We start from the raw sequence: 13,359 nt of genomic DNA, 5'->3' as shown, positions 1-13,359 counted from the left end.
ATGTGTATAAGAGACAGCCACCGAGGAGTTCGACGTCACTTGGTTGGCCCGGCGCAGGGTGATCACCGCATCGGTGGCGCCGGCCGAACGGGGCAGTTCACCCAAGCCGATCAGCGGGACGGTCAGCCCGGCCGCCTCGTCGAGCCGGCGGTCCAGCCAATACTTGCGGTCGTTGGTGATACCGACCCACACGATGGCGCCGATGATGACCGTCACGATCGCGGTGCCGATCGCCGTGGCGAGCATCACCCGGGTCCGCAGCGACGGTGTTCTGGCGAAGATGCGTCGCAGCAGTTTCATGACGTTCACGCTTGTCCTCACTGCGTTCGCAGGACGAAGCCGACCCCGCGCACGGTGTGCAGCAGCCGCGGAGCGCCGCCGGCTTCCAGCTTGCGCCGCAGGTAGCCGATGAACACGTCGACGACGTTGGTGTCGGCGGCGAAGTCGTAGCCCCAGACCAGCTCGAGCAGCTGAGCGCGCGACAACACCGCGGTCTTGTGCTCGGCGAGAACGGCGAGCAGGTCGAACTCCCGCTTGGTCAAGTCCACGTCGACGCCCTTGACCCGCGCGCGACGGCCCGGGATGTCGACTTCCAGCGGACCCACCGTGATGGTTTCCGAGGAGGAGCTGGCCGCCGACCCGCGCCGCCGCAGCATTGCCCGGACCCGGGCCACCAGCTCGGCCAGCACGAACGGCTTGACCAGGTAGTCGTCGGCACCGGCCTCGAGGCCGGCCACCCGGTCGTCGACCGAACTGCGTGCGGACAACACACAGACCGGCACGTCGTCACCCATGGCCCGCAGTGCCGTCACCACGCTCACGCCGTCGAGCACGGGCATGTTGATGTCGAGCACGATGGCGTCGGGACGGGCTTCCTTAGCGCTGCGCAACGCTTCGGCGCCATCGGCCGCCGTCGCCACCTCGAAGCCGGACAGTCGCAGTCCGCGTTCCAGCGAGGCGAGCACGTCGGAGTCGTCGTCGACGACCAAGACCCGGGGAGAGGCAGCGGCATTGTCCATGGTCGCCATTTTGCCTGAACATGGCCGTTGAGCGCGGGATGTGCTGCGGGTCGGCGCTCTGGATCTAGGGTCGAGTCCGTGAAACCGGCGTCCGCGCTGCGCAGCCTGCTGCCCTACCTGCGCCCCTACCGGGCGCGGTGGATCACCATGGTGACGGTGGCCGTGCTCTGCCTGGCCGCCGCCGTGGTGATCCCGCTGATGACCAAGGCCGTCATCGACGGGCCGGTACTGCACCGGGACCAGCCCGGGCTGTGGACGCTGGGCACGGCGGCGACCGGGCTCGGCGTGCTCGAGGCGCTGCTGTGGTTCGTACGGCGCTGGCTGATCGCGCACGGCACCATGGGTGTGGAAGCCGACATCCGCAAGGACCTCTACGCCCGGCTGCAGGTCCTGCCGCTGACCTTTCACGGCCGCTGGCAGTCCGGCCAGCTGTTGTCGCGGATCATGAACGACCTGTCCGCGGTGCGCCGCTTCCTGTCGTTCGTGGTGGTGTTTCTGGTGCTCAACACGGTGCAGATCATCGTGGTGACGGTCATTCTGCTGGTGCTCTACTGGCCGCTGGGTGTGGTGGTGTGCGCATCGATCGTGCCCGTGATGCTGGCCATCCAGCACTTCCGGCGCCAGTACACCCGGCTGACGCGCCAAGCGCAGGACCAGGCCGGCCAGGTCGCCACCGTCGTCGAGGAGTCCGCGGTGGGACTGCGCACCATCAAAGCGTTCGGGCGTGAGGACTACGTGTTCGCCGGCTTCGACGCCCAAGCGACAAGGCTGCGCGACCTGGGCGTCGAGAAGGTGATGGTGTCGTCGAAGTTCTGGACGCTGCTGGAGGTGATCCCGAACTTCACCCTGATCTCCGTGGTCGGGTTCGGCGCGTACGCCGCCGGCCACCACCTGGTGACGATGGGCACCCTGGTCGCATTCATCACGCTGATGCTGTCGCTGATCTGGCCGCTGTCGGCGCTGGGCTTCCTGCTGTCGGCCACCCACGAGGCGATGACCGCCGCTGATCGGATCACCGAGATCTTCCGCGCGCCCCTCGAGATCACCGACGGGCACGACCCGGTGCCGCCGGTGGGCCGCCTGGAGTTGCGCGACGTCGGGTTCCGGTTTGACGCCGAGGCGGATGCTGCCGGCCCGGGTGCGCCCTGGGTGCTGCGCGGGGTCAATCTCACTGTCGAGCCGGGCGAGACCGTCGCCCTGGTTGGCGCAACCGGCTCGGGGAAGTCGGTGCTGGCGATGCTGCTGTCCCGGCTCTACGACGTCACCGAGGGGCAGATCCTCATCGGTGGCCGCGACATCCGGGCGCTGACACTGGCGGCGCTGCGCTCGGCGGTGGTGACAGCCTTCGACGACCCCACCCTGTTCTCGATGTCGGTGGCCGAGAACCTGCGGTTGGGGAGGCCCGATGCGAGCGAGGCGGAGCTGGCCCGCGCCCTGGCCGTGGCGTCGGCCGACTTTGTCTACGACCTGCCGTCCGGGCTGGACACCCGCATCGGAGAGCAGGGCATGAGCCTGTCGGGCGGGCAGCGGCAGCGACTGTCGCTGGCCCGGGCCCTGGTCGCGGCGCCAACGATCCTGGTGCTCGACGACACGCTGTCGGCCCTGGATATGCACACCGAGGCCGCCGTGACCGATGCGCTGCGCCAGGCGCTGGCGACCGGGCCGCAGCCGATCACCGCGCTGGTGGTGGCCAATCGGGCGTCCACCGTGGCGCTGGCCGATCGGGTGGCGCTGGTCGAGGACGGGACCATCACCGCGGTCGGCACCCACGCTGAGCTGCTGGCCGCGGTGCCGCGGTACCGCTACCTGCTCGCGGCAGACGACGAGCTCGACGACGGCGCCGAACACTTCGTCGACTGGGCGCGCCGGTGACGGCCGAGCCGGGCCGGGCCGCGGCGCGGGCCCTGCTGTGGTCGCTGCTGCGTCCCTACCGCGGCGTCGCGTTGTTGCTGGCATTGGCCGTATTGGTGGAAAACGCTGCCCGGCTGGCGGTTCCGTTGCTGGCACAGCGTGGCATCGACCGGGGAATTCCACCGATCGCCGCGGACGGTTCGGCCCGGCAGCTGAGTGTGATCGTGATTGCGCTCGCGGGGGTTGTGCTCACCCAGGCCGGCACCCGGATGGCCTTTCTGCAGTGGTCGGGCAAGATCGGCCAGCAGGTGCTACTGGAGTTGCGCAGACGGGTCTTCCGCCATTTCCAGCTGTTGGACGTGCAATTCCACGAGCGCTACACCTCGGGGCGGGTGGTCAGTCGGCTGACGAACGACGTCGATGCGATCCAAGAGATGCTGCAGTCCGGGCTCGACGGACTGGTCAGCGCCGCGCTTACGATGGCGGGTACGGCGGTGTTGCTCATCATGTTGGACTGGCGGCTCGGCCTGATGTGTCTGACCGCGTTCCCGGTGCTGGTGGTGTTGCTGCGTTGGTTCCAAGAGGAGTCCGCCAAGACCTACACCGAGGTTCGCGAGCATGCGGCGCGGGTGATCGTGCAGTTCGCCGAGACCATGACCGGGATCAAGGCGGTACAGGCCTATCGGCGTGAGGCCCGCAATCAGGAGATCTTCACGGCGGTCGCCGACCGCTACCGTGCGGTCAACGAGCGGGCCTTCAAACTGGTCGCGATCTTCTCGCCCGGCATCAAGCTGGTCGGCAATCTCACCACCGGTGTGGTTCTGCTCTACGGGGGCTGGCGAGTTCTGCACGGGCACATGACGATCGGGACGTTCACCGCGTTCCTGCTCTATCTACGGATGTTCTTCGATCCGATGCAGGACATCAGCCAGTTCCTCAACATCTTCTCCTCGGCGACCGCGGCGCTGCAGAAACTGGCCGGAGTGCTGGCCGAAAAGCCCGCCGTCACCGATCCGGTTGGTCCGCGGACCATGCCTGGTGAGGTGCGTGGCGGGATCGCTTTGCACGACGTGCATTTCGGCTACCGGGATGGCCAGTCGGTGCTGGCCGGCCTGTCGCTGAACATCCCGGCCGGCCAAACCGTGGCACTGGTCGGCAGCACCGGCGCCGGCAAGTCCACCATCGCCAAGCTGATCGCCCGGTTCTACGACCCGGCGTCGGGAGCGGTGATGCTGGACGGCGTCGACCTGCGCGCGTTCACCCAGGCGGCGCTGCGGCGCCACGTGGTGATGGTGACCCAGGAAAACTTTCTCTTCACCGGCACCGTCGCCGACAACATCCGCTTCGGCCGCCCCGACGCGACCGACGCCGAGGTGGCCGCCGCGGCCACAAGCGTGGGCGCCGACGCGTTCATCACCGCCCTGCCCGACGGGTACGACACCGACGTCGCCAAACGGGGCGGGCGGCTCTCGGCCGGTCAGCGTCAGCTGGTGGCGTTCGCGCGCGCCTTCCTGGCCGACCCGGCAGTGCTGATTCTCGACGAGGCGACGTCTTCGCTGGACATCCCCGGCGAGCGGATGGTGCAGAGGGCGCTGCGCAGCTTGCTGACCCGACGGACCGCGCTGGTGATCGCCCACCGGCTCTCTACCGTCGAGATCGCCGACCGGGTGCTGGTCATCGAGGGCGGACACATCGTCGAGGACGGGCCGCCGGCCGAGCTGATCCGCGCCGAGGGACATTACGCCGCCCTGCACGACGCGTGGTTGCGTTCGCTGGGTTGACCTGCGGGCGCGAACGCTCGCGGGGTTAAATCCACGAGAATTTAAATTCGGCGACGTGCAAACATCGGTCGTCGGCTGCAAAGATCCCGCAAACGCCGGGGGTTCTGGGTTCACCGCGCACTTAGGCTTTCCGCCGTGATGGTCACATCGAACGTTAAGGGCGCCGCGACTGCCGAGGCTGCCAAGGCAGCCGCGTGATCGGCTCGCCTACCGCGCAGGGACTGGCGTTGGCGTCGGCCACCAGTTTCGGGATCAGCGACTTCGTGGGCGGTGTCGCGTCGCGGCGGGTTGCTGCGCTTCGAGTGGTGTTGGTTTCCACCCCGGTTTCGATGGTGATGCTCGGGTTGCTCGCGCTGATCGGCGGCGGGCACATCACCACCAGCACGGTCGTCTTGGGCATGCTCGGTGGACTCAGCCAGGCCCTGGGCATCTGGTGGTTCTATGCCGCCATGGCCGCCGGTCCGATCTCGGTGGTTTCGCCCCTGGCTGCGGTGGTGGATGCCAGCGTGCCGGTGTGCGTCGGGCGGATGCTGGGGGAGCGGCCCGGCATGCTCGCCAGCGCCGGTATCGCGGTGGCATTGGGTGCGGTGGTGTTGATCAGCTGGCACGCCGGCGACGACGGTGTCCATCGGCCGGGGCTCAGCCACCGCGTGCTCTGGTTGACGGTCGCCTCGGGGGTGGCCCTGGGATTGAACTTCGTCTTCCTGGACCGCACTCCGGCGGATTCCGGGCTGTGGCCGCTGTTGTTCGCGCGTGGCGCGGCCACAATCCTGGTGATCGCGGTGGCGGCGATGAGCCGCAATCTCAGCGTGCCGACGGGCACCCCGTTGCGGTTGGCGTTCCTGATCGCCCTGCTCGACACCGCCGCCAACGTCACCATGCTGTTCGCGTTGAAGCTCGCGCTGTTGTCACTGGCCAGCGTGCTGATCTCGCTGTACCCGGCCGCCACGGTGATCTTGGCGGTCGTCCTGCTGGGGGAGCGGGTGCGTCTGCGGCAGGTGATGGGGATGGTGCTGGCCGGGGTGGCCGTGGCGATGATCACCGGTTAGGGATTCGGCAAGCCGATCCGCCGGTAGCGCTCCAACCGGGCCGCCATCCGCTGCGCGGCGGGCACCCCGCGCAGCGCGTTCAGCTCGACGGCGATGGCGCGCGACATTCGCTTGGCGAAGTCGATGGGCTCGTCGGCGGCGTCCGGGTGCTCGGCCACGATCACATCCACAATCCCGTTGGCCTGCAGATCCGCCGACCGGATGCCCTGCGCGGCGGAGAGTTCCGGGGCGTGGTCGGTGTCGCGGAACACGATGGCACTGGCGCCCTCCGGCGGCAGCGGCGCCAGCCAGCCGTGCAACGCCGCCAGCACCCGATCCGCGGGCACCATCGCCAGCGCCGGCCCGCCACTGCCCTGGCCCAGCAGCACCGACACCGTCGGCACCTCCAGGGTGACCAGCTCGGCCAGGCACGCCGCGATCTGGGCCGCCAGTCCACCCTGCTCGGCCTCCACCGACAGCGCCGGGCCCGGGGTGTCGATCACCAACACCAGCGGCAGCCGCAGGCCGGCGGCCAGCGCCATGCCGCGGCGGGCATCGCGCAGCGCAACCGGATCGGTCAGCCGATCTGCGCCCCGCAGCTGCCCCAACACCACGGCGGGCTGGCCGCCGAAGCGCGCCAATGCCAGCAAGGTCGTGGCGCCGCGCTCGGTGCTGCCCGTCCCCGACAGGAACACTCGTTCGGTGGCGCCGTGCCGCAGCAGAAACGCGACGCCGGGCCGATCGGGACGCCGCGACGCGCATACGGAGTCCCACGCCGGGATGTCAGGAATCGGCACGGGAGCCGGGTCCAAAGCCGCCGTCGCCGGAGCCGGTCCCGGATCCTCGAGCATTACCTTCAGCGCCCGCGAGCAGGTGCGCCGTAGCCACTTCAGCGGGATGACGCCGTCGATCACTCCGTAGGCCTGTAGGTTCTCAGCGGTCTGGACACCCGGCGGGAACGGGGCGCCGTAGAGCTGTTCGTAGACCCGTGGCCCCAGGAAACCCACCAGTGCGCCCGGTTCAGCCAGCGTGACGTGCCCCAGTGAGCCCCAGGAGGCGAACACCCCGCCGGTGGTGGGGTGGCGCAGGTAGACCAGGTAGGGCAGGTGAGCGCGCTTGTGCAGCTCGACGGCGGCGGCGATCTTCACCATCTGCAGGAAAGCGACGGTGCCCTCCTGCATCCGGGTTCCGCCCGAACTCGGCGACGCCAGCAGGGGCAGTCGTTCGGCGGTGGCCCGCTGGATCGCGGCGGTGATCCGCTCGGCGGCCGCCACCCCGATGGAGCCGGCCAGGAAGTCGAAGTCGCTGGCGATCACCGCGACCCGGCGACCGTTGATCCGGCCCTCGCCGGTCAGGACCGCCTCGTCGCGGCCGGTGGCCGCCCGGGCCGCGGCCAGCTCGGCGGCATAACTCTCACTGACCGGCACGGCCAGCGGAGCGGCGTCCCAACTGAGGAACGAACCGCGGTCCAGTACCGCGTCGCGCACTTCGTCGGCCCCGGTCCGGCTCACAGCATGAGGCTAACCATCAAGTGGTGTATCCGCCGTCGACGTTCCAATTGGCTCCCGTCACGAAGCCCGACCCCGGTCCGGCCAGGAAGCTCACCACGGCGGCGATGTCATCGGTGTGCCCGTAGTGGTCCAACGCCATGACTTGCCGCATGGCGTCGGCGAATTCGCCCGCGGCGGGGTTCAAGTCGGTGTCGATCGGGCCCGGCTGCACGTTGTTGACGGTGATGCCGCGCGGACCGAGTTCGCGGGCCAGCCCCCGGGTCAGCGAGGCGACCGCGCCCTTGGTCATCGCGTACACGGCCAAGCCGCCCACCGGGACGCGGTCGGCGTTGATGCTGCCGATGTTGATGATCCGCGAACCCTCGCCGAGGTGGCCGATCGCGCTGCGGATCGCCGAGTACACCCCGCCGATATTGAGCGCCACCAGGCGGTCGAACTGCTCCTGCGGGTATTGGTCGATCGGCGCGACGTATACGGTGCCGGCGTTGTTGACCAGGATGTCCAGGCCGCCGAGGTCGGCAACGGCCTGCTCGACCGCGGCGCCGACCTGCGCCGGATCGGCGCTGTCGGCCTGGATGGCCACTGCCTTGGCCCCGCCGGCGGTCAGTTCGGCGGCCAGCTTGTCGGCCTCGACGGCCGATGAGGCGTAGGTGAACGCCACTGCGGCGCCGTCGGCAGCGAGCCGGCGCACGATTCCCGCGCCGATACCGCGCGAACCTCCGGTCACCAGTGCTCGCCGTCCGGCGAGGGGTGCTGTGCTCATGTCGGGGGCCCCCAAGTCATTTCGAACTGATCGGTTAAGCCTGATCAGGTCAAGCAAGCCGGCCGGCCCGAGATTCCCGTTGTGAGCGGGATCACTAGGGTGGGGAGAGGCGGATTTCGATCCGGGTCCGCACGGGTGCAGACCGTGCAAGGCGCGGTGTTGAAGACCCGACCACAATTGCTCGAGACGCTTGAATAGGCTGGCATCTCATGATCGGTGTTACCCGCGATGAAGCCGTCACGACTATCGAGTTGCAGCGCCCCGAGCGTCGCAACGCCTTGAACTCTCAGCTTGTCACCGATCTGCGCGAGGCGATCGTGGACGCCGCTACCCATGATGTTCGGGCCATCGTGCTGACCGGGCAGGGCACGGTGTTCTGTGCCGGCGCGGACCTGTCCGGGGACGCGTTCGCCGCCGACTACCCCGACAAGCTGGTCGCGCTGCACCAGAGCATCGCCGACGTCCCGGTGCCGGTGATCGGGGCCGTCAACGGCGCGGCGATCGGCGCCGGCCTGCAACTGGCGATGGTCTGTGATCTGCGGGTGGTGGCTCCCCAGGCGTTCTTCCAGTTCCCGGTCGCCAAGTACGGCCTGGCGCTGGACAACTGGAGCATCCGGCGACTGACCTCACTGGTCGGCTACGGACGGGCCCGGGCGATGATGCTGACCGCGGAGAAGCTGCCCGCCGACACGGCGCTGCTGACCGGGATGGCCAACCGGATCGGCACCCTCGCCGACGCGCAGACCTGGGCGCACGAGATCGCCGGGCTGGCGCCGCTGGCCCTGCAGCACGCCAAGCGGGTGCTCAATGACGACGGCGCCTACGAGGAGCAGCAGCCGGTGCACAAGGAGCTGTTCGACAAGGCCTGGGGAAGCCAGGACGTCATCGAGGCTCAGGTGGCGCGGGTGGAGAAGCGGCCGCCGAAGTTCCAGGGCGCTTAACCGGCGGAGTCCGCGGCTCGCCACCATAGACTCGTCGTCATGCTGCGTGGGGCACTTCGACTGGCGGGAGCCACAGCGTCGCTGGCCGCTGGCGGCTGGACGCTTCGTGCGCTGCGCGGCACGCCCGCAGCGTTGGGTGCAGCACCCACCGCGATCAATGCGGTGGCCAGCCGATCCAGGCACTACCGCGACGGCATCTTCCACAACATCGAACGTGCCGCGATGGTGAACATGGACCGCGAACAACAGCGGCTGATGGTGCGCGAGTTGTTCGCCGACCGCATCGGGCGACGGCCCTCGGTGCCGATCCCGCTCGAGGTGCCCGATTTCAGCGCCGACGTCGAGCCGCTGGCGATCACCTGGCTGGGGCACGCGACGGCACTGGTGGAGATCGACGGTTATCGGGTGCTGACCGACCCGGTCTGGAGCGAGCGCTGCTCGCCGTCGGACGCGGTCGGGCCGCGACGACTGCACCCTCCGCCGGTACGTCTCGGGGCGCTGCCCGCCGTCGACGCGATCGTGGTCAGCCACGATCACTACGACCACCTCGACATCGACACCATCACCGCGCTGGCCCGCAGCCAGCGGGCGCCGTTCATCGTCCCGTTGGGCGTCGGTGCGCACCTTCGGGCGTGGGGCATCCCGTCCGAGCGGGTGATCGAACTCGACTGGGACGAGAACACCACGGTGGGCGATCTCACCGTGACCTGTACCCCGGCGCGACATTTCTCCGGACGATTCCTGACCCGCAACCAGACCTTGTGGGCGTCGTGGGTGATCGCCGGTCCCGACCATCGGGTCTACTTCGGTGGGGACAGCGGATACACCAGCAGCTTCGGCACGATCGGCGCCCAGCATGGACCGTTCGACGCAACGCTGTTGCCGATCGGTGCCTACAACACCGCCTGGCCCGACGTCCACATGAACCCGGAGGAGGCGGTGCAGGCGCACCTCGACCTGAATGGTTCGGGGTCGGGCCTGCTGGTGCCGATCCACTGGGGCACCTTCCGGTTGGCGCCGCACCGCTGGGCCGAACCGGTGGAACGGTTGCTGGTCGCCGCCGACGCCGCGGGGATAGCAACGGCAGTGCCCCGGCCCGGCGGTTCAGTGAGGCTCGACGGAGGAGAGGCGAAGCTGGGACCGCCGCATGGGCCCGGCGGTTCAGTGAGGCTCGACGGAGGAGAGGCGAAGCTGGGACCGCCGCATGGGCCCGGCGGTTCAGTGAGGCTCGACGTCGCCGCGCCCACTGCGTGGTGGAGGCTCTAGCGCCATGACCAGGTGGGCGGCTACGGCCGGGGCCACTGTGGCGGCCGTTGCGTTGAGCGCGTGCGCTCCGGCGGGGACTCCGGCCGCGCAGCACGACACCCCGCCCAACGAGGTGTCCGGCGTGGACATCCCCGCGGGTCGCGTCGATGCCGCGGTCGCCAAACTCGATGGCCTGGCGCAGGAACTGATGACCAGCACGGGAATTCCCGGGCTGGTCGTCGCGGTCGTACATGGCGGTAAAACCCTGTACGCCAAAGGCTTTGGTGTGCGCGATATCCGCAATGGTGATGGACCGGACAATGCGGTCAACGCCGATACGGTGTTCCAGCTGGCCTCGATGTCCAAACCGGTCGGCGCGACGGTGGTGGCGCAGCAGATCAGCGCGGGGACCATCGCCTGGGACACCCCGGTGGTCACGCAACTTCCCTGGTTCGCGCTGTCGGACCCCTACGTCACCGACCACCTCACCATCGCCGACCTGTACGCCCATCGGTCCGGGTTGCCCGATCATGCCGGCGACCGACTCGAAGACCTCGGCTACGACCGCCGGGAAGTGCTGCAGCGGCTCAGACACCTGCCGTTGGCCCCGTTCCGCAACAACTACGACTACACCAACTTCGGGCTGACCGCCGCCGCCGAGGCGGTTGCCACCGCCGCCGGCATGCCCTGGGAGCAGCTATCGGCCGACGTGCTGTACCGGCCGCTGGGGATGGCCTCGACCAGTTCCCGTTACGCGGACTTTCTCGCCCGGCCCAACCGCGCGCTCACCCACATCAAGACCGCCGACGGTTACCAGCCGCGGTACCAACGCAATCCGGACGCCCAGTCACCGGCCGGCGGGGTCAGTTCGTCGGTCAACGACGTGGCCCGGTGGCTGACCTTAGTGCTGGCCAACGGCAGCCACAACGACACCCAGCTCATCGCGTCCGAAGCGTTGCTCCCCGCGATCACGCCGCAGGTGATCAGCGCCCCGGCTGGCGTGGGCACCGCCCGGCCGGGGTTCTACGGCGAGGGCTTCAACGTGTCGATCACCTCCTCGGGGCGCACCCAATACGGCCACTCGGGCGCTTTCCTGCTGGGCGCCGCGACCGCGTTCTCGGCACTCCCGTCGCAGGACGTCGGAATCGTCGTGCTGACCAACGCCACCCCGATCGGGGTCCCGGAGACCTTGATCGCCCAATTTCTGGACCTGGTCCAGTACGGCGAGATCCGCGAGGACTGGCCGACGCTGTACCGTCAGGCGCTGGCGCCGATGTCACAGCCCGAAGGCGCGCTGGTGGGCGCCCGGCCTCCCGCCCAACCGGCTCCCGCCCGGCCACTGTCGGAATACCTCGGGGAGTACGCCAACCCCTACTGGGGCCCGGCCACCGTCACCGAGGACCAGGGTGCACTCGACGTGACGCTCGGACCGCAGCACCAGCGATTCCGGTTGAGCCACTACGACGGTGATACCTTCACCTTCGCCCTGCAGGGCGAGAATGCTCCGGACGGAACGATATCCAAGGCGACCTTCACCAAGGGCGCGGTGGAGCTGGAGTACTTCGATCACGACAAGCTGGGAAGGTTCACCCGTTGACGACCGCGCGAACCGCAGGACTCACTGACGCGGAAGTCGCCGACCGGGTTTCGCGGGGCCAGACTAACGACATCCCGGCCCGCGCGGCCCGCAGCGTCCGCGAGATCATCCGCGCCAACGTCTTCACCCGGATCAACGCGATCCTGGGTGTGCTGTTGGCCATCGTGCTCACCACCGGCTCACTGATCAACGGGCTGTTCGGATTGCTCATCGTCTTCAACAGCGTCATCGGCATGGTGCAGGAGATCCGGGCCAAACAGACGCTGGACAAGCTGGCCATCATCGGCCAAGCGAAACCGTTGGTGCGCAGGCAGTCCGGCACGCAGCAGCTCCCGCCGGGGCGGGTGGTGCTCGACGACATCATCGAGCTCGGCCCCGGCGACCAGATCGTCGTCGACGGCGAGGTCATGGAATCCTCCGACTTGGAGGTCGACGAGTCGCTGCTCACCGGTGAAGCCGACCCGATCGGCAAGGATCGCGGCGACCACGTGATGTCGGGCAGTTTTGTGGTCTCGGGCAGTGGTGCCTACCGGGCCACCCGGGTTGGTCGCGAGGCGTACGCGGCCAAACTGGCCGAGGAGGCCAGCAAGTTCACCCTGGTGAAGTCCGAACTGCGCAGCGGTATCAACCAGATCCTGAAATTCATCACCTACCTGTTGATCCCGGCCGGACTGCTGATCATCTACACGCAGTTGTTCACCACCGACGCGGGCTGGCGGGCATCGGTACTGGCGATGGTGGGCGCCCTGGTGCCGATGGTTCCCGAGGGTCTGGTGCTGATGACGTCGCTGGCGTTCGCGCTCGGGGTCGTGCGACTGGGTCAGCGGCAGTGCCTCGTGCAGGAACTGCCCGCGATCGAAGGACTGGCCCGCGTCGACGTGGTCTGCGCCGACAAGACCGGCACTCTCACCGAGAACGGGATGCGAGTGTCGGAGGTCACCGAACTCGAGGGCGCCGAAGGACTTCCGGTACGCCAAGCGCTGGCCGCGCTGGCCGCCGAAGACGCCCGCCCCAATGCCAGCATCCAGGCCATCGCCGAGGCTTTCCCGACATCGCCGGGCTGGACGTCGAGCGCCTGCGCGCCGTTCAAGTCGTCCACCAAATGGAGCGGCGTCTCATTCTCCGAGCACGGGAACTGGGTGATCGGGGCGCCCGATGTGCTGCTCGAACCGTCCTCGGCGGCCGCCGAGGAAGCCGAACGGGTCGGGGCGCGCGGGCTGCGTGTCTTGTTGCTAGGGGTCTGCGACCTGCCCGTCGACCATCCCGAAGCGCCGGGGCCGGTGACTCCGGCGGCGCTGGTGGTGCTGGAGCAGAAGGTGCGGCCGGACGCCCGCGAGACATTGGATTTTTTTGCCGCGCAGGAGGTTTCGGTAAAGGTCATCTCGGGCGATAACGCGGTCTCGGTGGGTGCGGTGGCCACCGAGCTGGGATTGCCCGGGGACGCGATGGACGCCCGCAAGCTACCCGGTGAACCGGACCGACTGGCCGGTGCGCTCGAGGAACACACCGTGTTCGGCCGGGTGCGCCCCGATCAGAAGCGAGCCATGGTGCGCGCCTTGCAGGCCCGCGACCACACAGTGGCGATGACCGGTGATGGCGTCAACGACTGTCTCTTATACACAT

At 68.7% G+C, this 13,359-nt stretch carries 9 protein-coding genes and 2 pseudogenes; 7 read left to right on the top strand and 4 right to left on the bottom strand.

Features of this window, described 5'->3' with window-relative positions:
• Positions 1-300 (bottom strand): annotated as a pseudogene (locus LI94_RS16925) (two-component sensor histidine kinase); the annotation flags it as partial.
• 17 nt (positions 301-317) lie between these two features.
• The gene (locus LI94_RS16920) at positions 318-1,019 is read right to left on the bottom strand and encodes a response regulator transcription factor (protein WP_109413587.1); all 702 of its coding nucleotides are present in this window, start codon (positions 1,017-1,019) and stop codon (positions 318-320) included.
• A gap of 147 nt (positions 1,020-1,166) precedes the next feature.
• Here LI94_RS16920 and LI94_RS16915 point away from each other — a divergent pair, with 147 nt between their 5' ends.
• The 3 genes from LI94_RS16915 (at position 1,167) to LI94_RS16905 (ending at position 5,700) form a co-directional block, all read left to right on the top strand.
• On the top strand, positions 1,167-2,891 hold the full coding sequence (locus tag LI94_RS16915) for an ABC transporter ATP-binding protein (RefSeq protein WP_239651256.1): 1,725 nt from the start codon (positions 1,167-1,169) through the stop codon (positions 2,889-2,891).
• Entirely contained in the window at positions 2,888-4,651 is a 1,764-nt protein-coding gene (locus LI94_RS16910; protein WP_239651255.1) for an ABC transporter ATP-binding protein, read from the top strand. The genes LI94_RS16915 and LI94_RS16910 overlap by 4 nt, the downstream gene beginning before the upstream one ends.
• A 194-nt stretch (positions 4,652-4,845) precedes the next feature.
• On the top strand, positions 4,846-5,700 hold the full coding sequence (locus tag LI94_RS16905; protein ID WP_192830991.1) for a DMT family transporter: 855 nt from the start codon (positions 4,846-4,848) through the stop codon (positions 5,698-5,700).
• Here LI94_RS16905 and LI94_RS16900 read toward each other — a convergent pair.
• Both LI94_RS16900 and LI94_RS16895 read right to left on the bottom strand, forming a co-directional pair.
• Positions 5,697-7,190: a carboxyl transferase domain-containing protein gene (locus LI94_RS16900; protein WP_046301906.1), complete on the bottom strand. Its 1,494-nt coding sequence runs from the start codon at positions 7,188-7,190 to the stop codon at positions 5,697-5,699. The genes LI94_RS16905 and LI94_RS16900 overlap by 4 nt on opposite strands.
• A 16-nt stretch (positions 7,191-7,206) precedes the next feature.
• Positions 7,207-7,953 carry an SDR family oxidoreductase gene (locus LI94_RS16895; RefSeq protein ID WP_046301905.1) on the bottom strand — a complete coding sequence of 249 codons (747 nt, stop codon included), beginning with the start codon at positions 7,951-7,953 and terminating at the stop codon, positions 7,207-7,209.
• Positions 7,954-8,162: 209 nt separating this feature from the next.
• Between LI94_RS16895 and LI94_RS16890 the strand changes: the two genes are divergently transcribed.
• The 4 genes and pseudogenes from LI94_RS16890 to LI94_RS16875 form a co-directional block, all read left to right on the top strand.
• Positions 8,163-8,894, top strand: coding sequence for an enoyl-CoA hydratase (locus LI94_RS16890; RefSeq protein WP_046301904.1), 732 nt, complete (start codon positions 8,163-8,165; stop codon positions 8,892-8,894).
• 39 nt (positions 8,895-8,933) lie between these two features.
• A pseudogene (locus LI94_RS16885) lies at positions 8,934-9,959 on the top strand (MBL fold metallo-hydrolase); the annotation flags it as partial.
• A 205-nt stretch (positions 9,960-10,164) separates the two neighbouring features.
• A complete protein-coding gene (locus LI94_RS16880; RefSeq protein WP_046301903.1) occupies positions 10,165-11,736 on the top strand; it encodes a serine hydrolase in 1,572 nt (523 codons plus the stop codon).
• Positions 11,733-13,359: HAD-IC family P-type ATPase (locus tag LI94_RS16875; RefSeq protein WP_046301902.1), on the top strand; the 1,627-nt coding region annotated here is incomplete at its 3' end. The genes LI94_RS16880 and LI94_RS16875, both read left to right, overlap by 4 nt.

The organism is Mycobacterium sp. UM_Kg27 (assembly GCF_000972905.1).
In the GTDB taxonomy this organism is placed as follows: domain Bacteria; phylum Actinomycetota; class Actinomycetes; order Mycobacteriales; family Mycobacteriaceae; genus Mycobacterium.
This window is presented reverse-complemented; position numbering and strand designations above follow the sequence as displayed.